Origin of the sequence: Azospirillum baldaniorum (assembly GCF_003119195.2) — a bacterium.
Taxonomy (GTDB): domain Bacteria; phylum Pseudomonadota; class Alphaproteobacteria; order Azospirillales; family Azospirillaceae; genus Azospirillum; species Azospirillum baldaniorum.
Genome location: NZ_CP022253.1, coordinates 1 through 23,201 on the forward strand (window position 1 = coordinate 1; position 23,201 = coordinate 23,201).

The following is a 23,201-nucleotide window of genomic DNA, read 5'->3' on the forward strand; positions in this document are numbered from 1 at the left end:
TTCTATAAATATTGATAAGCCGCTTCATGGTCCACGACTCCTTCCAAGCGATGAAGTGGCACTTATCATGCATTTCGCGCATTTCCTTGTTCTCGGGAAGCGCAAGTTTGTGACAAAGCTTTAGGCGCCGCGGCTTTTCTGATTCCCTAAGAATATTGCCCTCGTTGTACTTAAACTCAACAATGCTAAATCTCATGTTGTCATGATAAAGATAATCAGCTCCAGCATCTCTATCTTGCCCGCCCAGCGCATAAGAGGCAACTTTATTGTTAGTTGCGGCGGCTTCTTTCTTAAATAATGCAGTAAAAGCTTCAGCGACGCTTGGTTCATGGCTGGTCATAAGGACACCTTCATAAAGGCAATCAACAGGGAACCGTTTGGGCGGCAAATGATTGGACGCGGCACGTGGCCGGTCACAAGCTTGCTTAAGAACGGTTTTCGCGAAGGTGTCTACTTAAAGAAGTCCCTCCCCGTCAACGTTACAAGCGAGCGTAAGTGCTGAAGAAAACTATGCACCCCGACACACCACGTCGGAAACTCGAACGAATCGCAAGAGGTTAGCTTGGCAAGCATCGTGAACACAATGCACGCCCTTGCGTGGCGGCTTTCACACTCGAGTCAGCAAGTGAAAACCAGCTCAGGGCGCCGCTGTCGGGCATGTTCCTCGACCTTACCGCCGCTGTGCTGGAAAAGTCCCCAGGGTTATAGGAGGCGGAGTAGTAGGATGCTGAACGGAACAGAAGGTGTCGACCTGTCCTGTATGACACCTTGAGGCCGGCTGTCACCACAGGCTATGTAATACAGGCTGTCATACAGGGGATGCCAGATGCCGACACCTCCGATGTCCCTCCGCGTATCTCCAGAACATCAAGGGCTTGTCCGAGACGTGGCGGCCCGGCTGAAGGCCGATCCCGGCTTTGCTGACGCGCTGCGCGCCGCGCTGGGGGAGGGTGTGACACAGCCTGTCACTACAGCCTGTGTTACGGCTTGGATCGCGGGGTGTGTTACAGGCCGCAACACAGGTGGACGGCCAGCCCGCGCACCAGATCCAGCCCGATCCCACACCCGAAGGCCAGCCCGATCCCGCGGCCGGCGCCATAGCCGATGTCCTGCGCCGTGTGGAGGTGCTGGAGGCGCATGTCGCCGACCTCCGGGGCAAGGCCGGGCCGGCAAGCCAAGTGGCCAGTCAACAGCAAAGGCTGATCGCCGCCGCGGACCTGGAAGGCGTCATGACCCGCCTCCAGTACGCCGCGCACATCGGCGTGTCCAACCCGACGCTCACGCGCTGGGTGAAGCGGGGAATGCCGGTGCGGGACGATGGGCTTCTCGATGTCGAGGCGGTGGAGAGCTGGCGGAAGGCGAACGAGTCCCGACTCCTGGCGGAGAGGGTGAAGGGGTAGGGGAGGTTCGGGCCGGCGACACCGGCCCGAGCCTCCACAGCGCCGACGGGGGGCGGGAAGGGTTATATTCGAAGAAATACACTCGCCGTTCCTGCCTGACAAGCTCATGTCTTTCCATTTTTTGTGCAATTCCGCAATATTTGAATTCATAGTAAGCAACAACCGGAGATGATGGCTCCTCAATCTCGTAAGCTTCTAAATATTCATTCATCCTCATTAGAAGACTTGATATTTCGCTAAGTATTTTGTAATTACTATTTTTTTCAATATTTGCTCCGGCTTTCTTGCAAGTTTCCATGAATAAAAGAGCGCTTTCCATTGAATCGGAATAATTTGCAAATCCGTCAAATTTGCAACCTAAAAGAGTCTGTATATCAGTGTCAAGAAGGCCAATAACTTTCAAAATGCTGTTTTTCCGGGATTCGGTCTCAGTATGGCCTAGTTGTTTTTTGACTAGTTTCTCTACTTTGAGCTAGTTCGTCTTTCGTTGCGGCAAGAGTCTCGTTGGAGATGCGCAACTCTTCTGCCTGCATCGCAGTTGTGTAAAGCACGGCGATCAACGTTATGAAGTTGAGAAAAGGCCCAACCACACCGCCTAGGAAGCCACCAGCCTCGTTCATGGCGGTGGTACCGGTGCCCCATCCCCATCCGAACCGGTATAGAGCATAGGCGTTGAAGGCCAAACAGATCGCGCCAGCTGCTACGGCCAGCCATGTGAGTTTGGTTTTCGTCTTCATGGTAGGCTTCTCTGCACGTATGTGAGTGGTTGGCATGATCATATTCAACCAGTTTAAGAGGTGCAGCCGGTTTGTGGAGCCGTGCCGGCGCGCGCAGAGTGTCCGCCCTCCGGTCAATGACGATCCAAACCCGTTAGCTCAAGCCCGGCGGCTTGTGGATGGCTTCTGGGGAGGTGAGCGCTACCAGAGGCCCGTTCGGGTTCGTTGCGCTCTTCGGCCTTCTGGCGCGCTTCCCCGGATGGGGCTGGCCTGCGGTTCCGCCGCCGGCCAGCGGCATCGAGGGGAGGGGATCGGGCCGGCGCTGCGCCCGGCTGGACCGCTGCTTGGTGAGCTGGTGGCCGCGGTGGTGGCTATTGCGCCTGTGGCTGGAAAGGGCAGAACCTGTGCCCACCTTCTCTGGTACGGTGTCAGGTGCCTGGGCGTCCTATCATCGCCTGTGCATTGAGGGAATCTTGCGAGTGTGCTTCAGTCGAGTGTTTGTATTCTACAGATCGTTTTAACTTAGGGGTGTAATATGGCCAAAAAAAAACAAACGTGAAGAAAAAAAATTGAAATCAGACATCAAACGAGAAATGAAAAAAGTGCCTTTAGGTATGATAATCTCTGTTAATTATGATATCGGAAGTAAGAAATGGATATCAACATATCGAGTATATGACGGCTCTCTTCATGAGGGTGTTGGAAATACGGAAAATTTATCGAGGCTGATTGCAATGTTGAAAGCCGCAGATTATGCAGAAAATGGATATCAAACAATAACTCCTGAATTTGAGGACGGAGAAAAAAAGTATCTTCGGTGGAAAAATGAGTTAAGGTACATCTTAGATCAACAGAGGCAGTTAATTGACTATCTTATTCATAATCTTGCTGGAAATGATATCGGCTCATATGCAAATTTTGAAAAGATAAAAGGCAATACCAATGTCATTAGGTCTCTGCTCCTTATGATTCAAGCTGTCGGCGTATCGGAAAGCTCTATATATCAGCTATCTTCTTACACAAGTATGAATATTAGAGATTGTTATTCTATAGGCAGGTCTATATTAGAGACTTGTGTTAATATTTGCCTTCTGCATACATTGGGAATTGATGCGGTTAATAGAGCCGAACGGCACGCTCTTCAGAAATACTTTAGGGACCTAGATAGAAAAGTTCATTTAACTAACGTCAAAGTCAATTTGAAGAGTGAACTAGCCAGTAAGATTGATCCTTCTACAATTCCTGGCCTTAATGAGGCAATAAAAGAATTCTCAAGAAAAGATGGGAGCGAAGTTAGGGACTGGATAGATATGAGTATCGATAAAAAAATAGACATAATAGCTGAATCGCATCCTATTCATTTAGGAACAACTCTTGCTGCGGCAAGGATGTCTCTGTACAGGCATTCCTCAGAGATACTGCATGGGACTTTATTTGGTGTTAGGTACTTTTTCGCGCCTAATATTTTTGTAAGAGGTCCTGCTTCTTCAAGAGAGGAGATGATTGAGAACTTGTATGAGCACTTCCTTTCGTGTTTTACGGCAATTTACTTTTCGATTGATGTTATGATTGAAATGCTCAGTGTTGAGTACGGACTGAATGGCGTTAAGGAACGCCGCTCTGCTCTTTTAAAGCGGTTGCTGAAACTTGAATTCATAAAAGCCGCTGAGAAGGCCGAATAGAATTCAGATAGGCTTTCCCTTCGGATGTCAAATCATTCCCGCTTTACTACCTTGTCGCCGTCCAGCCCGTAGGGGGGCGACAACCCCGATCCCATCGGGTCACTCACCCGCCGGCCTGGAGCTGCTCACCTGCATGGTGATGATCGCCACGCAGCTCGCCAGCCGGGCGGGGAGGGGCGTTGTGCCCCTCTGGCGCTAGGGGGCACCGCGACCGGTGCACCGCTGGCGGATGCCCGACAGATCGCACTCTGGTGGCCTGTGGGTGCGGTCTGCGGGGAGGGGCTAATGTGTGGCCCCTCCACCTGGGTGTGCTCGGTGGCTGAGCGTCAGGCGCGGGCCACTAGCTTCGTTTGGCGCAGGTAAAAAGTGCATTCCAGCGTCGTAGGGCGCCTAGGGCATGCTGGTGAGCTTCCTTAACGTCGATTAGCGTAGCCGGTGAGGCGCATAGATCCTGGATAGCTGGGCTGCGTCGGTGCGGATGTCGTTGTCGGCATGGGAACTCGCCGAAAACTGCCAAAGCGGCAGTCCGTCTTTTTCACCAATGAGGACGGGAGGCGAAACTGAAAGACCGCCGGCGCATGCCGCGAGGGTAAGTAGGCCGACCGCAGAGAGGATGGGGCGATACATTGATGCCTCATAAATGATAAAGGTATCCACTGTTATGGGTAAGCCAGATTGCAATCTAGAGCAATCCCGCATTGAGCAAAATCGCTGAGGGAATTCCCGTCGGCGCCGTTTTGTAATTCGCTGCGTGTTATCACTGGGCGCGTATTGGCACTCTTCTCGACGCATTTCGGCCAGACTACTTACGATCAGCTAGTTATGCATGCTACTGGTGCCTGCCGAACAGATCGTGTCGTTTGTAGAACTGCATACTCTGTATGCTTCTGCCCACTAAGTCTTGATGATACTGTCGGCCAACGACGGCACAGACCGGTCATCATCCTTCGCCGCCCTTCCTCAACCGTACCCCCGCACCCCCGCCATTCTCCGGGATGAACTCAACGCCAGCCGCTTCCATGGCCGTGCGGATAGCGTTGAGGGTGCGCGGCTGAGGTGCTGTATCCCCTTTCTCAAACCGGACAAGGGATCGCTTCGCAACCTCTCCGTTGGTTGCTTCGGCAAGCTCATCTTGACTCCAGTTCAAGAGTCCCCTGGCCGCACGGCATTGGGCTGGTGTTATCGACATGGCACTTTTAGTGACATTCATTGTTGACCGATGTCGTCACGATATGGCACTTTTAGTGACATAGCAAGCGCGGCCGAACCGGGTGTTGGGAGCATCCGGCCCGGCCTGACCACAATCGAGCTGCATGGAGCTACGGATCATGGCTGATTCCGTCAATACCACACCTTTGCCCGGCGCTGGCCGCCGGAAATCGGCTGGCGCCCTGGTGCCGACCAAGCCCGCCGACTTGCCGCCCCTGACCCCCGATCAATTGAACGACCAAGACGGCGAGCCGCGGGTGCTCGACCTGACGATTGCTGAGCGGTTGGGGATGGCTGACCGTCACAAGATTCGCTCCCTCATCGTGAAGAACCGCGCCGAGCTGGAGAGCTACGGCCCGCTCGTCGAGGTGGATGGGGTTTCCGCTCGCCAAGCGGAAACCTACGGGGAGGTTCGGGACACCGTGTCCCAAACCTCCGACAAAGGAGGCCGCCCCGGCAAAGCCTACTACCTGAACGAAGGCCAAGCGCTGGTCATCTGCGCCCTGTCCCGCACCCCGCAAGCCGCCCTGGTGCGCCGGCAGATCATCGAGGTGTTCTTGGCTTACAGGCGGGGCGTGCTGCCCGTGGCCGAGGAACAGCAACAGACCATCGCCCACCTCGCCGCGGAGCTGGCCGACCTGCGCCAGCGCGTCGCCCTGATCGGCGCGGCCCCGCACATCCGGGCGATCTTCAAGGGCGGCTTCCTGCCGGGCTCCACCGCCCTGACGGTGCAGGACATCAGCATGGAATGGGACGAGCCGCGCATCTCCGACCAGCGGCTTGCGGTCCAGCTCGGGCTGCCGGACATGCACACCGTGCGCAAGCTGATCCGTTCCCACCGGAGCCTGTTGGCTGGCCTGGGCCGGATCGTGAACGTCCCGCAGGCGAAGGAGACGGTAGGGAAGGGGGATGCACCGGGCGTCTTCTGGCTGACCGAGTTGCAGTCCCTGGCCGTCTGCGGGCTGGTGAGCGGCAATGTCGCGTCGGCGAACTGTGGGCGCGGCACGGCTGACGTGCGTTTCTCTTTGTCATGGACAAGAACCGGCGTTCGGAGTCCAGTCGCAAAACCTTCATTCCACGGGACGCGTCTGTTCTTCGTCCGTTTTGAATTGTATTCCAATATTGGAGCGGAGAAGGTGCGCCACCTTCTCCGTCACCAGATTACACAGTCACAAACCAGGAGCTTGAGACCGCGGTGATTTGCACACCGACCAAAGTGACCGTATCCGAAGCGCCGAAAACGATCTGTACGTTGCCGCTCACATCGGCGGCCAATGTGTAGGTTTGACCTTCCGCCAAACCGATGAGATCGCCTTGCCCGGCGTTGAAATCTCGCAGGATGTCGTTGCCGCCGCCGTTGGAGAAGACGAACAGGTCGGCACCGCTTCCGCCAACCAACGAGTCGTCGCCGAAGCCACCGATCAACGTGTCGTTTCCGCTGCCGCCGGATAGGGTATCGTTTCCGCCCCCTCCCAAAAGCCAATCGTTCCCGTTGCCGCCGGACAGGGTGTCGTTTCCGTCCCCGCCGTCCAACCAGTCGTTGCCGTTGTCACCGCGTAGGCTGTCGGCATAGGCACCACCCGTGAGCGAGTCGTCGCCATCCCCACCGATCAGTTCCACCGCGGCGGAGGCATTGACCGCCGTCACGGTGTCGCTGCCGACGCTGCCGCTGAACAGTTCGATGGAGGCTGAAAGGTCCAGCGTCACGCCACCGGAGTATCGGGCATAGACCGTGTCATTACCGGCACCGCCATCCAAGGATGCGGTCTGGGTATCAACATACAGGCGATCATCACCAGCGCCTCCGAACAGCACGTTGTCGCCGCTGCCGCCAACCAGCACATCGTTTCCGTCGCCGCCATAAAGCGTGTCGTTGCCAGCGTCACCACGCAGCGTGTCGTCAAAGGCGCTGCCAACGAGCAGGTCATCGCCCGCGCCGCCGTTGATCTCCACCAGCGTGACGGAGCCAGTAGCGGTCAGGATGTCATTGCCGGAGCCGCTGAACACCCGCTCGATGCCGCTGGCGGTAAGGTCCAGGGTGAGGTTTCCGTCCCCCTGGACATAGACGGTGTCGAACCCGGCCCCGCCACTCACCAGAGCATCGTCCGCGTCGATGTACAGCACATCATCGCCGTCTCCAGCGATTAGGGTGTCGCTGCCATTGCCGCCGGTCAATGTGTCGTTGAAAGCGCTACCAAGGATGAGGTCGTCGCCGTCACGCCCGTTGATCGCAAGGCCGAGGAGGGCGCCGGTGCCGATCAGGCTGTCGTCTCCGCCTCCGCCATAGGCCTGTTCAATGCTGCACGCTGCCAGATCGAGACTGGCGCCGACGCTGCCTTGAACGACGGCGGTATCGAAGCCGGCACCACCCTGCAATGGCGCGTCGGCATCGTCGAAGTAGAAGCGGTCGTCGCCATCGCCTCCGATCAGCGTATCAGCCCCTGCTCCACCGGTCAGCGTATCGTTGCCTGAACCACCGACGATCATGTTATCCAGCGTGTTTCCGGTACCGGCGAAGTTACCGGTACCAATGAAGGTCAACCGCTCCAGGTTGGCACCAAGAGTGTAACTGTTCAGCGAGGTCCGCACCTCGTCCACGCCTTCGTTGACCAATTCCCGAACCACGTCACGCACGTTGTCCACAATGTAGACGTCGTCACCGGCACCGCCGCTTAACGTATCCGCCCCTTCGCCGCCATCGAGAGTGTCTCGGGACGTCGAGCCCGACAGCTTATCGTCGCCCTCATATCCGAGGATGTGGTTTTGCAATGGAGTGCCGGTCAGCACATCGGCCCCTGGCGTTCCATGAATCGTGATGAATTCCGGCATGGCTTCTGCCACGGTGAAGCGGCGCTGCATGACGTCGAGGGTGCCGGTGGCCGGGTTGTAACCGCTCCAGGTGGCGATCCAGCCGCCGTCGGCGGTGGCGGCGAAGGCCGGCTCCGCCTGATCGCCCAGCGTCGCCTGGGTGACGGCGATCTCGCCGCCCACCCGGTTGCCCACCGCGTCGAAGCGCTGGGCGTAGATCCCCAGCCCGCTGCCGTCCTGGTTGGCCGACACCCAGCCCACCAGATAGCCGCCGTCGGCCAGGGCGATGACGTCCGGCGCGGTCTGGGCGCCGGCGGTGGTGGTGTTCACCACGACCTCGCCGCCCACCGCCTGGCCCAGCGCGTCGTAGCGTTGCAGGACGATGCCGGAGCCGCTGCCGTCCTGTCCCGCCGACTGCCACGCCACCACCAGCCCGCCGTCGCCGAGCACCGCGACCGCCGGCTGCGACTGATCGCCCGCGGTGGTCGTGTTGATGCGGAACTCCGGCTGCGCTACTCCGGCCGCGGTGTAGCGCCGGGCGTAGAGGCCGTAGCCGCTGCCGTCCTGGCCCTGCGACTGCCACAGCACCAGAAACCCGCCGTCGCCCAGGGCGATGACTTCCGAGTTGTCCTGGTTGCCGGCGGTCGTACCGTTGACCAGGACGTCCCCGGTCACCGCGTTGCCAAACGCGTCGAAGCGCCGCAGATAAACGTCCGAGGTGCTCTGCAGGTACAGGCCGTGCGTCCAGGTCACCACGAAGCCACCATCAGCGAGGCCGGCCATGCTCGGCAGGTACTGGTTGTCGGGGGTGCCGGCGTTGACGCGGAACTCGCCACCGACCCGTGTGCCGTCGGCGGCGAAGCGTTGGCCATGGGTGCCCCAGACGGAACCGTCCTGGCCCTCGGAATGCCAGACGATGAGGAAGCCCCCGTCGGGCAGCGCCGTCACCCGCTCCCCGTGTTGAGCGTTGGCTGTATAGCTGTTCACCCGAACCTCGCCGTCGACCGGAGTCCCATCGGCGCGGTAGAGCTGCGCGTATATGCCATAGCTGGAGCCATCCTGCCCCAGCGAGTGCCACGTCACGACGTGGTTGCCGTTCGGCAGCACCGTCACGTCCGGCGCCCCCTGGCTGCTCGGCGTGTGCGTGTTCACACGGGACTCGGCACCGGCCACCACCGTCGCCCGCGGCGCCGTGGCCGCCAGGGCCGCCGTGTCCTCCGCCCAGGACGTGCCGTCGAAGGCGCGCACACGGATGGTGTCGTGGCCGCCCGTGGTCGCGTTCGCCACATACGTCAGGCGGTGCAGCTGGTCGCCGGCCAGCACGATCGGCGTGTTGGCGGCCTGCGTCACGCCGTCCAGCAGGAAGTGCCCGCCGCCCACGCTGAGATCCGTGAACTCATAGCTCTGGATCACCACGCCCGTGCCGGCGGGCGCGTCGGACGCCACCGAGAACAGCGTCGCGGCGGCGACCGGCTGGCCAACGGCCAGAACCCGGTCGGGCGCGGTCACCGTCACCGTGACCTCCGCCACCGTGAAGCGGCGCTGCATGACGTCGAGGGTGCCGGTGGCCGGGTTGTAACCGCTCCAGGTGGCGATCCAACCGCCGTCGGCGGTGGCGGCGAAGGCCGGCTCCACCTGATCGCCCAGCGTCGCCTGGGTGACGGCGATCTCGCCGCCCACCCGGTTGCCCACCGCGTCGAAGCGCTGGGCGTAGATCCCCAGCCCGCTGCCGTCCTGGTTGGCCGACACCCAGCCCACCAGATAGCCGCCGTCGGCCAGGGCGATGACGTCCGGCGCGGTCTGGGCGCCGGCGGTGGTGGTGTTCACCACGACCTCGCCGCCCACCGCCTGGCCCAGCGCGTCGTAGCGTTGCAGGACGATGCCGGAGCCGCTGCCGTCCTGTCCCGCCGACTGCCACGCCACCACCAGCCCGCCGTCGCCGAGCACCGCGACCGCCGGCTGCGACTGATCGCCCGCGGTGGTCGTGTTGATGCGGAACTCCGGCTGCGCCACCCCGGCCGCCGTGTAGCGCCGGGCGTAGAGGCCGTAGCCGCTGCCGTCCTGGCCCTGCGACTGCCACAGCACCAAAAACCCGCCGTCGCCCAGCGCGACGACCTTCGAATTGTCCTGGTTGCCGGCGGTCGTGCCGTTGACCAGCACGTCCCCGGTCACCGCATTGCCCAGCGCGTCGGCACGCCGCAGATAGACGTCCGTTTGGCTCTGTGGGTTCAAACCGTGCGTCCAGGTCACCACGAAGCCACCGTCAGCCAGAGCAGCGACATCCGGCAAATACTGATTGTCATAGGTCGTGATGTTGATTCGGAATTCGGCACCGGCCCGCGCTCCATTGGCGGAGAAGCGCTGTGCGTACACCCCCCAAGCGTGACCATCTTGCCCTTCGGAATGCCAGACGATCAAATAGCCCCCGTCGGGCAGCGCCGTCACCCGCTGCCCCATCTGCATGTAAGGGGTGTAGGTGTTCACCAGCACTTCGCCACCAATCGGTGTGCCATCGGCGCTGTACAGTTGGGCATAGACACCGCTGGACACGTAGAGCTTGACTGGATTGTCCTGATCCAGCGAGTGCCACATCACGACATAGTTGCCGTTCGGCAGCACCGTCACGTCCGGCGCCCCCTGGCTGCTCGGCGTGTGCGTGTTCACACGGGATTCGGCACCGGCCACCACCGTCGCCCGCGGCGCCGTGGCCGCCAGGGCCGCCGTGTCCTCCGCCCAGGACGTGCCGTCGAAGGCGCGCACACGGATGGTGTCGTGGCCGCCCGTGGTCGCGTTCGCCACATACGTCAGGCGGTGCAGCTGGTCGCCGGCCAGCACGATCGGCGTGTTGGCGGCCTGCGTCACGCCGTCCAGCAGGAAGTGCCCGCCGCCCGCGCTGAGATCCGTGAACTCATAGCTCTGGATCACCACGCCCGTGCCGGCGGGCGCATCGGACGCCACCGAGAACAGCGTTGCGGCGGCGACCGGCTGGCCAACGGCCAGAACCCGGTCGGGCGCGGTCACCGTCACCGTGACCTCCGCCACCGTGAAGCGGCGCTGCATGACGTCGAGGGTGCCGGTGGCCGGGTTATAGTCGCTCCAGGTGGCGATCCAGCCGCCGTCGGCGGTGGCGGCGAAGGCCGGCTCCGCCTGATCGCCCAGCGTCGCCTGGGTGACGGCGATCTCGCCGCCCACCCGGTTGCCCACCGCGTCGAAGCGCTGGGCGTAGATCCCCAGCCCGCTGCCGTCCTGGTTGGCCGACACCCAGCCCACCAGATAGCCGCCGTCGGCCAGGGCGATGACGTCCGGCGCGGTCTGGGCGCCGGCGGTGATGGTGTTCACCACGACCTCGCCGCCCACCGCCTGGCCCAGCGCGTCGTAGCGTTGCAGGACGATGCCGGAGCCGCTGCCGTCCTGTCCCGCCGACTGCCACGCCACCACCAGCCCGCCGTCGCCGAGCACCGCGACCGCCGGCTGCGACTGATCGCCCGCGGTGGTCGTGTTGATGCGGAACTCCGGCTGCGCCACTCCGGCCGCCGTGTAGCGCCGGGCGTAGAGGCCGTAGCCGCTGCCGTCCTGGCCCTGCGACTGCCACAGCACCAGAAACCCGCCGTCGCCCAGGGCGATGACTTCCGAGTTGTCCTGGTTGCCGGCGGTCGTGCCGTTGACCAGGACGTCCCCGGTCACCGCGTTGCCAAACGCGTCGAAGCGCCGCAGATAAACGTCCGAGGTGCTCTGCAGGTACAGGCCGTGCGTCCAAGTCACCACGAAGCCACCATCAGCGAGGCCGGCCATGCTCGGCAGGTACTGGTTGTCGGGGGTGCCGGCGTTGACGCGGAACTCGCCACCGACCCGTGTGCCGTCGGCGGCGAAGCGCTGCCCATGGGTGCCCCAGACGGAACCGTCCTGGCCCTCGGACTGCCAGGCGATGAGGTAGCCCCCGTCGGGCAGCGCCGTCACCCGCTGTCCGTTCTGATTGTTGAGTGTGTAGCTGGTCACCAGCGCTTCGCCACCGATCGGCGTGCCGTCGGCGCGGTAGAGCTGGGAATAGACGCCGTACTTGGAGCCATCCTGATTCAGCGAGTGCCACGTCACGACGTAGTTGCCGTTTGGCAGCACCGTCACGTCGGGCGCCCCCTGGTCGCTCGGCGTGTGCGTGTTCACACGGGACTCGGCACCGGCCACCACCATCGCCCGCGGCGCCGTGGCCGCCAGGGCCGCCGTGTCCTCCGCCCAGGACGTGCCGTCGAAGGCGCGCACACGGATGGTGTCGTGGCCGCCCGTGGTCGCGTTCGCCACATACGTCAGGCGGTGCAGCTGGTCGCCGGCCAGCACGATCGGCGTGTTGGCGGCCTGCGTCACGCCGTCCAGCAGGAAGTGCCCGCCGCCCACGCTGAGATCCGTGAACTCATAGCTCTGGATCACCACGCCCGTGCCGGCGGGCGCATCGGACGCCACCGAGAACAGCGTTGCGGCGGCGACCGGCTGGCCAACGGCCAGAACCCGGTCGGGCGCGGTCACCGTCACCGTGACCTCCGCCACCGTGAAGCGGCGCTGCATGACGTCGAGGGTGCCGGTGGCCGGGTTGTAACCGCTCCAGGTGGCGATCCAACCGCCGTCGGCGGTGGCGGCGAAGGCCGGCTCCACCTGATCGCCCAGCGTCGCCTGGGTGACGGCGATCTCGCCGCCCACCCGGTTGCCCACCGCGTCGAAGCGCTGGGCGTAGATCCCCAGCCCGCTGCCGTCCTGGTTGGCCGACACCCAGCCCACCAGATAGCCGCCGTCGGCCAGGGCGATGACGTCCGGCGCGGTCTGGGCGCCGGCGGTGGTGGTGTTCACCACGACCTCGCCGCCCACCGCCTGGCCCAGCGCGTCGTAGCGTTGCAGGACGATGCCGGAGCCGCTGCCGTCCTGTCCCGCCGACTGCCACGCCACCACCAGCCCGCCGTCGCCGAGCACCGCGACCGCCGGCTGCGACTGATCGCCCGCGGTGGTCGTGTTGATGCGGAACTCCGGCTGCGCCACCCCGGCCGCCGTGTAGCGCCGGGCGTAGAGGCCGTAGCCGCTGCCGTCCTGGCCCTGCGACTGCCACAGCACCAGAAACCCACCGTCGCTCAGCCCAACGACTTCTGAGTTGTCCTGATGGCCGGCGGTCGTGCCGTTGACCAGGACGTCCCCGGTCACCGCATTGCCAAACGCGTCGAAGCGCCGCAAATGGATGTCCGTGTGGCTTTGCGGGTTCAAACCATACGTCCAGGACGCCACGAAGCCACCTCCGGCCAAGCCGGCCACGCTCGGCAGGTACTGAGTATCAGGAGCATTGGCGTTGACGCGGAATTCGTCACCGATCCGCGAGCCGTCGGCGGCGAACCGTTGGCCGTAGGTGCCCCAGCCCGAACCATCCTGGTTCTCGGATTGCCAGACGATGAGGTAGCGGCCATCGGATAGTGCCGTCACGCGTTGCCCATACTGGGCGTAGAGGGTGTAGGTGTTCACCAGCGATTCGCCGCCGATTGGCGTGCCGTCGGCGCGGTAGAGCTGGGAATAGACACCGCAGGATGTGTTGGGGTTGACCGTGTTGTTGTCCTGCCCCAGCGAGTGCCACGTCACGACGTAGTTGCCATTCGGCAGCACCGTCACGTCCGGCGCCCCCTGGCTGCTCGGCGTGTGCGTGTTCACACGGGATTCGGCACCGGCGACAATCGCGTTCATGACTGATCCTCAATAATTTCTAATATATCAAGAAAATGATACGTTAAATCAATCAGCAATTGCAAAAATTTAAAGCATGTTTGTTTTTTGGTGCGCCGTTATGTCGCCATTCGCGTTCGGGAAGCGCTACGCGTCAATCGGCATTGCGACCGACCTCCAGTAGCCGGTCGAGTTTGGCTAGTTGCTGGTCAGTAGGGTTGGCAAGCAAAGCATCCTCCGCCCGCTTGCGGACGGGCGCGCCCGGCGGAGCCGGTGCGCTCAATCACCGCCAAATCAGGCAGGATGACGATTTCGGAGCGGAGACGATGGCGGTAACGATCGGTTTCGGCTTGCTCCTATTCCAGGCAGCCCGGTGTGTGCGCTGCGCTGAATGGCTGATCGCGACGAGAACTTCCCCACCGCAGCGCGACGCATGGGGCTGCCCTGGTAGGAATGTCGCGAAGGGGCTCGCTTCACGACGGGTAGAACTGGTCGGTTGCAGCACACAACGCGCCAGACCGGGACAGCGCGCAAAGTCCGACGTTCGGTCTGTAGCCTTCGCTGCTTAGAGCGCCTAACAGAACCATCTTTGGACGAAGCGCCAGCAGATGAGGCTGGCGGCGATGTGGTGAAAGGCGGTGAAGATGTCGGCGCGCCGTTCGTATCGGACGGCGATGCGGCGGAAGCGGGCGAACCATGCGAGCGTCCGCTCGACCACCCATCGGTGTCGGCCAAGACGCTCGCTGCTCTCGACGCCACGCCGGGCGATCCGCGGAATGATCGCTCGTTGGCGCAGCGCCCGCCGGCAGTGTGCAAAGTCGTAGCCCTTGTCGGCGTGCAACTTGGCCGGGCGGCGCCGTGGCCGGCCCGCACACTGGCGGATCGCCGGCACGGCATCGACCAGCGTCTCCAGCAGCTTGCTATCGTGCCGGTTGGCCGGCGAAATCTTCAGGGCGAGTGGGATGCCATTGGCATCGACGAGGATGTGACGCTTGGAGCCCGGCTTGCCGCGATCCGTCGGGTTCGGGCCAGTCTCCTCGCCCCCCTTTTTGCTGGAACGCTGGCGCTGTCCACCGCCGCCCGATCCCAGTTGATGGCGTTGGCATAGCCGAGCCGGTCGAGCAGCACGCGATGCAGTCGCTCCCATACCCCGGCCCGATGCCACTCGTGCAGACGCCGCCAGCAGGTCATCCCCGAGCCGCAGCCCATCTCCACCGGCAGAAGCTCCCAAGGGATGCCCGTGCGCAGCACGAACAGGATGCCGGTCAGCGCCGCACGATCGTCCAACCGGGGCCGTCCGCCTTTTGGCTTGGGCGGCTCCGGCGGGATCAGCGGTTCGATGATCGCCCACAAGGCGTCGGAAACAAGAGGGGCTGCCATGCCCCTACCAACCGTTCCTGGCCGGTTTTGTTACGCACTCTTATAAGGCATAGGATTTGTTCTCGCGCAATGCACGCATTGCGTTTGCCAAAACCCGCACCGCCGATGACTTTCAGAGGGTTTCGGTGATGTCCGGCGGCTTCGGGGATCGGTTTGCTAAACTGTTCAGCGGTGACCGGTTTGCCCAAAGAAGGCTATTCCGGTGCTCACCTCCCGAAGGGCCTTGATGGACGCGGCGTTTGCACTGACGCCAACTGCTCAACAGGGTGGCGATGAGGGAATTCCTTGATCCGGCTTCCGACTGGAGGGGCTTCCAAGTTTCCCACCTCCATTGCAAGTCATTGATATTCCATACGTGCACGAACACAGAACAAGTGGGAAAAGCCTTGGATTTCCAACAATGTCATAGTTTTCGTAATCAGTAGGTCCGGGGTTCAAATCCCTGCTGCGGCACCAGTTTTCCCACCGCCCTTCCCATCCGTTTCCCACTAGCGAACGGTCGGAAGGGCGGTGGCACCCTCCCAAGCCCGTCTGATCAGCGCTTCGGCTTGCTAAGCCGCTGGCGCTTTTTTTGTGCCGACTCCGCCATTCGCCCATCGGGCTGTACATAGACGGCCACCACTCCACGCGATCTGTGCCCGGTGACGGATCGGATCTCGTCATCGGTAGCGCCGGCAGCGCCCAGTTCCGTCGCCGCCGTCCGCCGCAAGTCGCGGAACTGGAGATCGGTCGGCAGCCCCGCCAGGGCGCGCACGCGCGAAAATTCGTGTACGAAATGAAATTTGGCGTAGGGCCGCCCGGTCGCTTCCGACACGATGACCTGCACAGCGTCCCGCTTCACGGTCGACAGGAGCTTCTGCATCTGCGCCGTGACAGGAACCCTCACCGGCTGCTTCGTCTTCCCCTGCACGATCGCGAAGGCCGTGCCGTCGTAGTCGCTCCACTTCAGCGCCAGGATGTCCCCCTGCCGCTGGCCGATGTCGAGGGCCAGCCGCACGGCGAGCGCCAAGGACGGCCGGCCGTGCTTCTCCGCCGCCGCGCAGAACGTCTCCACCTGGTCACGGGTCCACACCTGGGTTCGAGCCGCGGTGCCGATCAGGCGCATGCCGTCGGCCGGCGAGAAGTCAATCATGCCGCGGTCGCAGGCGTGCCCCAGCAAAATCCGCCAGACCCGCATCACGGCGTTCGCCGTCGCCAGCCCGGATTTGCCCTGAACCACTTCATAGCCCTGCACCAGCCACGCGCGCGTGATTGAGCTGACCAGCTTCGACCCCGCGACCTTCTCAATTCTGCGGAGCAGCAGCCGGTAATCCTGTTTGGTTTTCGGCGCCAGCTTCGCGAACTGTGGCGAAGCTTCGTATTTGCCAATCAGCTCCGCCACACTGCCGGGAATGATGGAGGGCTCCAGGCCGGCACGCCGCGTGCGTTCGGCCTCGACCTGTGCGTTCAGGTCCCGCGCTCGGGCGATCGCTTTTTCGGTGTCGTCGCCGAGTGGCTCGTCACAGAAGCCAAGCGCTTTCACGGTCGGGGTGGTGCGCCAGTACCACCGCCCGGCCACTCGCTTCATGCGAGGGACGTTCAACTCCACTTTGCCCATTCCGACGTGCCCGCTCCCGCCGCCGGCATGGATTGTTGCACAAGGCCGCTGCGTTCGTCCTGCCACTTGTCGAGTAGCACGCGGTCCCAAAGGATTCGGCCGCCGCGCGTCTCGCCGGATGGCCAGATCCCGTCGGCCACTTCCTGATCGAACTTGCCAGGACTCACACCGACATACGCCGCTGCCTGATCCCTTGAGAGGCAGCGCGGCCAATCTGGCAGGCCGGCCATGTCGCTTAGCCTTGCAGCCATGCTCACCTCCGCCCCTGCCCTTGATCCAGTTCGTCAACCGCGACTCGGTGGCCATGCTCAAGCACACCACGAGCCTTCAGGCGTTCGTATAGGACGAGATCCTGGACGTCGGCGACATAGGGCAGGGTCACCGGCAGGAAGGGCCGGCGCGATGCCCGCGCCCTCTCCCGCATGTGTTCGTCGGGATGGCTCTCCACCGTGGGCGGCAGGTCCACCAGCTCGGCGGGGCGATAGGTCTCCTCCGCCTCGTTCCAGCGGTACAGCCGGTACCGGACCACCTCCGGATACGCGACGCGCCCGTCGGCCCGGCGCACGGCCCGGATGCGCCGGGCGCCGGGTGGTGGAGCCATGGTCGCGCAGGCATCGCGGTGGCGGGCGGCGTGGCAATCCGGAAGGCGGATGGTTGCCGATCCGGCGGCAATCGGCACGGGTGGGTGCGCCATGCTGTGTGTGATGGATGTCATACGTCGACTCCGCAGGATTTCAGAGCACGCAGGGCGCGCCGGGAGGCATGGGGAGCGGTACGGCACGAGATGGAGGACAATCCGACGGCGGAGACTGCCGCGGAAGGATCGGGCGTTTTCAGCAGCGGCCCGGCCTCGCCTTCGATCTGCACGACGAAGAGGCCTTCGCGTGGCTGAAAGCCGAGCAGCACGCGGGGTAATTGGTCGCTCATGCTGCCCTGGCCCCGCTGTTCAGGTGGCTCATATCCGGGAGGCGGATGCCCTCATTCGGCAAGACCGGGCTGGCCGACATCCGCTCCAAGCCGATGCGGGTGCGTTGGACAGATGGATTGGCGCAAGTCATACTTAGAGACCGGAGGGTCTTCCCATGCCTGATACACGGCTCTACGACAGCGACTTCTTTGCCTGGACGCAGGATCAGGCCGGTCGGCTTCGGCGGCTGGCCGCGGAGCGCAGCAATGTCGATCTGGACCTGGAGAACCTTGCCGAGGAGATCGAAAGCATGGGGCGGAGTGAGCAGCAACAACTGGAGAGCCGGTTGACCGTGCTGTTGCTCCATCTGCTGAAATGGCGTTTCCAGCCCGGCCTCCGGGGGAACAGTTGGCGCCTGACGATCAAGGAGCAGCGCAACCGGATCGAGCGCCACCTTCGGAAAAATCCAAGCCTGAAGGCCATGCTCGACGAAACCATCGTCGATGCCTACAGCGACGCGCTGATCGGCGCGGAGCGGGAAACCGGTCTGCCGGAAACGACGTTTCCAAAGGATTGTCCGTGGTCGTTTGATCAGATGATGGACGACGGATTCCTGCCCGAAGCGTGAACCGGCGTCCCCGGCTCCGTTTTCTCTTCCGTCGCTCGAACAGCGCAGGGCAGCGAGGGCGTTCCTAACATCGTCCGCATCGATCTGACCGGCTGCATGAGCGACATGCAGCCGGTCCACGAGGCTATCCAGATCGTCCGTTAAGGCGGTGAAGTCGGAGCAGTGCATAGAGTCTAAGGGGAGAGGCATGGTCGGACCTTCCTCAAACCGGCATCGGGCGACGCGCTCTTACAAGCGCCTCCAATGAGCGGTACATTATGTATCGTCTCATATCAATACATAATGTACTGTTCCCGCGCAAGCCGCTAAGCTCATCGGCGCAGCACGAGGTTGCCGCATACGGAGGTATGCAACCCTATGCTTTTCCGTACCTCCGCACCTACAACTAGATAGTATACGGCAACCAAAGGTTAAGATAATTTGTTTCCGGTTCGTTCCTATTTGGGCTTGCGGTTCAAACAAACGCGGATGTAAACGCGGTGCAGCGAGAAAGGGGATGCCGGTGCGCGGACGTGAGTTGGCTGAAGCGGAGCAGATCTTGCGAAGCCTCCCCGATCACGTCAGAAAGCGAATGCTCAACGTGATTCGGGAGTATGCTGCTGATCTTCCTGAGCCAATTCCGCCTCAGTCCGGAGCATCTGAAGAATTGCAGCTCGGCGCCGCGGGTGAAGCGTCTTCAAGTATTCGACAGCCTCGGCATACTCGGCCTCAGGATGCTTATCGTCACCGAAATAAAGCCACTGCCAAGTAACACCAAGTTGTGTAGCGAATAGTTTTGCGTTGCGAACTGTGAGGGGGCGGTTACCATTCTCGGCGCTACGCACCGTGGCGGCCGAAAAGCCATGCGTCTCTGCAAATTTCTCCGCAGAGCTGTATCCAGCCTTCTTTCGTATGGCTCTCAGGCGTTCGCCTCTGGCCTTTTCATCCTTCATGTGCGGAATTGTATCGTTACGCGACGCGACGGTCCGGTACAAAGCGTATTGCAAGGCGACAGTACATGATGTACTGTTTTGACCATGGATGACCTCGACACATTTTCCAACGTCATTGATCTTTGGCCGAATGCCGTTGCAATGGGCAATGATGTCGGCGAGACCGGATTGACGGTACGCGCTTGGAAGCGCAGAAACTCGATACCCGGCGAGAAGTGGCTGAGAGTTGTCGAGGCAGCCCGACGTCGCGGATTTGAGAACGTAACTCTGGAGCGTCTTGCAAAGATCGCCCAGTCTCGCAAGACCCCGGATTCAATCACCGCCATACCAGATGAAATGTCTGCTGAACTCATTGGCCATCCCGCATAGCCGGGGCGCCAGTGGCAGAGCGTAACCGCGCCAAGCGGGTGGCGGTGAAGAAGGGGAAGCAGCATGCGCAAGAACTCACATCTGTCGCGTTCGGAAGCATCGCTCGCAAGGCGTGAGCTGGGCAACAGCCATGGCTGAGGGGAAGGGAGAGGCGATGGACGTAGGCAAGACGGCGGAGGGAAATGCTCTGTTGCGAAGGGAGCCAGCATGATGGCGCCATTCGCCCACGATTCATCTGGGACGCCATACGATGCTTCCACCCTGACTGGGCATCAGCAGGCAGTACTCGCGCTGTGGCCGGAATTCCAGGCAGCCGCCGCGATGCGATGGACGAGCCTGGACCAAGTGGTGCGCGCCATCTTCCATGATCGCACCGGCCTGGCCGATCTGCCCGACGACGAGGCCGACCAGTTGGAAGCCTTGCTGAAGACGGCCATCACCCGCCTGCACATGGTCGCGCCGGCACGGCGCCGTCCGACTCTTTCCCGGAACTGCGGGCGAGGCTCGGCATGAGGTCGACTCGCTGCCACCCCACGGCACCGAGCACTCAACAAGATTCGAAATCCGACTCCTACCTCTGGCTTCGCTGCGCGCTCCGCGGCGCCGTCTCCGGCTGCCCGCGCGCTGCCACGTCATACCGTGCCCGTGCGGGCGCGGTGCATCCCTGACACCGATCGGAGGGCCATCGATGCCACGCGCTCCCCCCAGTTCCCCCCGAGGCTGATCGCCTGATCATTCCTGCGCCTGTGCGCCGCTCACCCCATGAGCGGAGCAGAGAGGTTTTCTGCCGCAGCCGCGTCCCAACGTGGCTGTGAACGGAGAAGATCTGCGCGCGGAATGATCCGGGGCCGATCACCTCGAATCGCGGCCGCTCGTCCGGCCAGCATCGTCCAGGGCACTTGAATCCCACGTCGGTCGGCTGGCCGGCGCACGGAAAGACTTGTGTCCTCATCAACAACACGGCTGCGCAGGGCGTGGCCGTGAACGGGAGGGCTTTCGCTTTGACGACACCAAGGGCACCGCCCTGAGCTGGGGCGGCCTTGCGACCGGCCGCCCCAGGACTGCGCTCAGGAACCGTTCAGGCGCCCGGCCTTGACCACCGGTGCGAACGGGGACGTGTGCGCCGTCATCATACTTCAACCGCGACTTGATTGCGACTCGATTGCCGTCATTTCCGGCCACGGATGCGTGCGCCTTGATGACGGCTGAACCGCCGGCTGGTCACGGGATCGCCGGAGACGGGACAGGTGCGCCATGAGCGAAGCGAACGTAGAATTTCGCAGAATCGTTGGACGGTTTCAGGCGGCGATTCGCGCCAATCCACGGCTCAAGCTGCGCGACAAGGTGGTGGCGTGGGCGATGCTGGATCGCCTCGACCGGCAGGCCTTCGCCGCCAGTGGCGAGCTGACGGTGTGGGATGCCGTCGGCGTCGAGGCCCTGGCCGCCGACACGTCGCTGTGTGAGCGCGACGTGGTGCGGGCACGGGCGGCCCTGCGCCAGGAACGCGTGATCGAAGACGTTGGGAGGCCGGCGAAGGGACGCCCCACGCAGGTTCGGTTCAACCGGGCCTGGCTGGAACGCCGCGAGGTCGCCGAAGCGGCAACGGAGGACACGGGTGTCCCGGACTCCGGAGTCCTCGGTGCCCATGAACGGAGGACTCCAGCGCCGGCAACGGAGGACAAAACCCCCGCCCAACGGAGGACACCGGAGTCCTCCTATCCTTGTAACCTTGGAATCAACCTGGGGCGCGCAGGCACGCCGGCACCCGCACGCACACGCGAAGGCGCCCTGGCCGCGGTGCTGGCCGTCCACTTCTCGCCGACCGAAATGCGATGGTTCGAGGGGGTGGCCATCGAGCTTGACGGTGGCTCGGCGGTGCTGTGGGTGCCCAACGCTTTCCAACGGGATTGGATTGATGCGCGGCTCACCGACCGGCTGAAGAGCGCGCTCGGCATCTACAGCCTCGAGGTGCGCGTGGGCGCTCCGCCGGCGATGTCCCCGGCCAGAACGCGACCGACGCTGCATGCCGTCGCCGGGGGGAGGGCATGAGCCACGGCGAGATTGTTCGCATACGAACTGGTCGGGAGTGGCTGAAGGCTTGGCGCGCTCTCCTCGCTGGGGCGCGCTTCGATCCCCGTGTCGCCGCCAGCCTCATCCACAGAACCGGGAGCCAGCCCGCCGCGGCGTTGCAGTCACCGCGGCGGGCCTCCACCCCTCAGCATAGGGACATGAAGATGCCAAAGGACGGAAATCTATTAGATAGGTTGCCGGTTGGCCGGTGCACATGCGTGGTCGAACGGCAGGTCATCCAGCACATCGTTGGGCATTCGGCAAACCGTTCACCGGTGAACGGTTTGGGCGGGAGGGCAGGACGGTGAGAAAGGTTCTGGTCACCCAAGGCAAGGGCGGCGGCCCGAAGACCGCCACCGCGCGCAACCTGGCCGTCGCTGCCGCCGTAGCCGGTCAGCGGGTCGCCACGCTGGACACTGACCCGCAGGGCTCCCTGACCTACTGGCACAGCCGGCGCCCCCAGGAAGCGACGCCGATCGAGGCCGATCAGGTCCCCCTGCCCCGGATCGTCGGCGCTCCGATGCCCATCGCCGGCATCGATCTGCTGATCATCGACACGCCGACGGCGGTGGAGTTCTTCCCCGAGGCGACCGCCATTCTGTTCGACTGCGCGGATCTCGTCCTGGTGCCGGTGCGGCCCGGCCCGGAGGACTTGGTCAGCATGGAGGGCATGATGCCCTACATCCGGTCGCGGCGCCGGCCGACGCGCCTCCTCCTCAGCCAGACCTCCCGGAGCCGCCAGACGGCCGACGCGCGCGAACGGATCAAGGATTTCGGCGCGCCGGCGCCGGTGGAGATCCCACACTTGGCGGAGGTGCCCGCCAGCTTCAGCCGCAGCCTGGGCACGGTGGAAATCTCCGGGACGCGCACCGGCCCGCTGTTCTCGGACCTCTGGACCTACGTTGCCGACACCATGGGGGTGACTCGATGACCATGTTCGCAAAGTCGGGCAAGTCCGCCGCCGCCAACACCCGCTTGGCCATGCTGAACGTTCGCCGCGAGCTGTCCACGCGGGTGGAGTTCGCTGCCGAGATCAACCGGCTGGTGGGCCAGGGCCTGGAGACGATGGTGGAGGCCGGGCGGCGCCTCACCGAGGCCAAGGCCGCTCTGCCCCATGGCGAGTTCGAGGCCATGCTGCGGGAGGACCTGGATCTGGACCCCTCCGCGGCCTACCGGCTGCGCTTCGTGGCGGAGTTCGTGGAATCCGGTGCGGTACCGAAGGAGGACCTGCCCGGGCACTACAGCAAGATCTTCATCCTGGCGACACTGACACCGGAGCAGCTGGGGGCAGCGCGCAGCCGCGACTTGGTGAGCCCGAAGGCGGCAAAGCGCCAGTTGGAGGCGTTCAAGAGTGGTTGCGAGGGCAAGGGGGTGCCGGCCATCGAGGACGCCGGCATCGGCCTGCTGATCGCCGCGCCCAGCGCGGAAGCGGCCCCGGCTGCGCCCGACGCGAGGGCTCCGGATCCGGAAGAGCCGCTCCCGCCGATAATGGTCGCCGAATCGATCCCGCTAGCACCGGCAGACTCGGCTTCCCTGTTTGCCAAGCTGGACGAGCAGAAGGACCGGCTGACGGATGCGTCGCAGCCGTCTGCCAACCAGCGGCCCACACATACCAAACAATGCCGACGAGCGGGGGCAGATGGCGAATGCGCTGATAGGTGCATTGGTCAAAGGAGCGCAGCACGGGCCGAATCGAGGGAGCGGTGGCGGCGGCTATGGCCGTGGGCCGCATCCTGGCCGACGACACCGGTCCCAGCATCTACAGCACCGAGGAACGCCGTGACGGGCTGCTGATGATCTGAGGTGGACCATGGC

Annotated in this window: 19 protein-coding genes and 1 pseudogene; 9 read left to right on the forward strand and 11 right to left on the reverse strand. The window is 62.9% G+C overall.

Annotation, left to right across the window (positions count from 1 at the left end; translation table 11 throughout):
- Together Sp245p_RS00005 and Sp245p_RS36180 are read right to left on the reverse strand one after the other, a co-directional pair.
- Positions 1-340, reverse strand: a 340-nt coding sequence (locus tag Sp245p_RS00005; RefSeq protein ID WP_129557130.1) for a hypothetical protein, incomplete at its 3' end; no start/stop codon positions are given.
- A gap of 664 nt (positions 341-1,004) precedes the next feature.
- Positions 1,005-1,139 carry a hypothetical protein gene (locus Sp245p_RS36180; RefSeq protein ID WP_281291707.1) on the reverse strand — a complete coding sequence of 45 codons (135 nt, stop codon included), beginning with the start codon at positions 1,137-1,139 and terminating at the stop codon, positions 1,005-1,007.
- A gap of 90 nt (positions 1,140-1,229) precedes the next feature.
- Between Sp245p_RS36180 and Sp245p_RS34710 the strand changes: the two genes are divergently transcribed.
- The gene (locus Sp245p_RS34710; protein ID WP_165359960.1) at positions 1,230-1,400 is read left to right on the forward strand and encodes a hypothetical protein; all 171 of its coding nucleotides are present in this window, start codon (positions 1,230-1,232) and stop codon (positions 1,398-1,400) included.
- Positions 1,401-1,828: 428 nt separating this feature from the next.
- On the opposite strand, the gene Sp245p_RS00010 is transcribed toward Sp245p_RS34710, so the two are convergent.
- Positions 1,829-2,137, reverse strand: a complete 309-nt coding sequence (locus Sp245p_RS00010) for a hypothetical protein (RefSeq protein ID WP_129557131.1) — start codon at positions 2,135-2,137, stop codon at positions 1,829-1,831.
- Between the two features lie 548 nt (positions 2,138-2,685).
- Between Sp245p_RS00010 and Sp245p_RS00015 the strand changes: the two genes are divergently transcribed.
- Positions 2,686-3,798, forward strand: coding sequence for a hypothetical protein (locus Sp245p_RS00015; RefSeq protein WP_129557132.1), 1,113 nt, complete (start codon positions 2,686-2,688; stop codon positions 3,796-3,798).
- Positions 3,799-4,738: 940 nt separating this feature from the next.
- Here the strand turns inward: Sp245p_RS00015 and Sp245p_RS00020 are convergent.
- The gene (locus tag Sp245p_RS00020) at positions 4,739-5,008 is read right to left on the reverse strand and encodes a helix-turn-helix domain-containing protein (RefSeq protein ID WP_342799412.1); all 270 of its coding nucleotides are present in this window, start codon (positions 5,006-5,008) and stop codon (positions 4,739-4,741) included.
- Between the two features lie 118 nt (positions 5,009-5,126).
- Here Sp245p_RS00020 and Sp245p_RS00025 point away from each other — a divergent pair, with 118 nt between their 5' ends.
- Positions 5,127-6,206, forward strand: coding sequence for a hypothetical protein (locus Sp245p_RS00025; RefSeq protein ID WP_129557133.1), 1,080 nt, complete (start codon positions 5,127-5,129; stop codon positions 6,204-6,206).
- Here the strand turns inward: Sp245p_RS00025 and Sp245p_RS00030 are convergent.
- From Sp245p_RS00030 to Sp245p_RS00050, 6 genes and pseudogenes are all read right to left on the reverse strand, one after another.
- On the reverse strand, positions 6,169-13,524 hold the full coding sequence (locus Sp245p_RS00030; protein WP_109138309.1) for a calcium-binding protein: 7,356 nt from the start codon (positions 13,522-13,524) through the stop codon (positions 6,169-6,171). The two genes, Sp245p_RS00025 and Sp245p_RS00030, sit on opposite strands and share 38 nt — an antisense overlap.
- Before the next feature lie 553 nt (positions 13,525-14,077).
- Positions 14,078-14,883: pseudogene (locus Sp245p_RS00035) on the reverse strand (IS5 family transposase).
- 535 nt (positions 14,884-15,418) lie between these two features.
- Positions 15,419-16,450, reverse strand: a complete 1,032-nt coding sequence (locus Sp245p_RS00040) for a tyrosine-type recombinase/integrase (RefSeq protein ID WP_158310381.1) — start codon at positions 16,448-16,450, stop codon at positions 15,419-15,421.
- A gap of 11 nt (positions 16,451-16,461) precedes the next feature.
- A complete protein-coding gene (locus tag Sp245p_RS34715; RefSeq protein ID WP_186466524.1) occupies positions 16,462-16,731 on the reverse strand; it encodes a hypothetical protein in 270 nt (89 codons plus the stop codon).
- A 2-nt stretch (positions 16,732-16,733) separates the two neighbouring features.
- Positions 16,734-17,195 (reverse strand): hypothetical protein, encoded by a 462-nt coding sequence (locus tag Sp245p_RS00045; protein WP_014239178.1) that lies wholly within the window; start codon positions 17,193-17,195, stop codon positions 16,734-16,736.
- Positions 17,192-17,407 carry a hypothetical protein gene (locus tag Sp245p_RS00050; protein WP_014239177.1) on the reverse strand — a complete coding sequence of 72 codons (216 nt, stop codon included), beginning with the start codon at positions 17,405-17,407 and terminating at the stop codon, positions 17,192-17,194. Before Sp245p_RS00050 ends, Sp245p_RS00045 begins: the two co-directional genes overlap by 4 nt.
- Before the next feature lie 155 nt (positions 17,408-17,562).
- On the opposite strand from Sp245p_RS00050, the gene Sp245p_RS00055 reads away from it, so the two are divergent.
- Positions 17,563-18,015, forward strand: a complete 453-nt coding sequence (locus Sp245p_RS00055) for a DUF29 domain-containing protein (RefSeq protein WP_014239175.1) — start codon at positions 17,563-17,565, stop codon at positions 18,013-18,015.
- 575 nt (positions 18,016-18,590) lie between these two features.
- Here the strand turns inward: Sp245p_RS00055 and Sp245p_RS00060 are convergent.
- Entirely contained in the window at positions 18,591-18,947 is a 357-nt protein-coding gene (locus Sp245p_RS00060; protein WP_082188116.1) for a helix-turn-helix domain-containing protein, read from the reverse strand.
- 84 nt (positions 18,948-19,031) lie between these two features.
- Between Sp245p_RS00060 and Sp245p_RS00065 the strand changes: the two genes are divergently transcribed.
- From Sp245p_RS00065 to Sp245p_RS00085, 5 genes are all read left to right on the forward strand, one after another.
- The gene (locus tag Sp245p_RS00065; RefSeq protein ID WP_129557134.1) at positions 19,032-19,316 is read left to right on the forward strand and encodes a hypothetical protein; all 285 of its coding nucleotides are present in this window, start codon (positions 19,032-19,034) and stop codon (positions 19,314-19,316) included.
- 207 nt (positions 19,317-19,523) lie between these two features.
- A complete protein-coding gene (locus tag Sp245p_RS00070; protein WP_014239171.1) occupies positions 19,524-19,829 on the forward strand; it encodes a hypothetical protein in 306 nt (101 codons plus the stop codon).
- Positions 19,830-20,570: 741 nt separating this feature from the next.
- Complete coding sequence (locus tag Sp245p_RS00075; RefSeq protein ID WP_014239168.1) at positions 20,571-21,365, forward strand: DnaA N-terminal domain-containing protein; 795 nt, start codon at positions 20,571-20,573, stop codon at positions 21,363-21,365.
- Positions 21,366-21,690: 325 nt separating this feature from the next.
- Positions 21,691-22,317, forward strand: a complete 627-nt coding sequence (locus Sp245p_RS00080) for a ParA family protein (protein WP_014239166.1) — start codon at positions 21,691-21,693, stop codon at positions 22,315-22,317.
- Positions 22,314-23,180, forward strand: a complete 867-nt coding sequence (locus Sp245p_RS00085; protein WP_014239165.1) for a DUF3102 domain-containing protein — start codon at positions 22,314-22,316, stop codon at positions 23,178-23,180. The genes Sp245p_RS00080 and Sp245p_RS00085 overlap by 4 nt, the downstream gene beginning before the upstream one ends.
- The last annotated feature ends 21 nt before the right edge of the window (positions 23,181-23,201 follow it).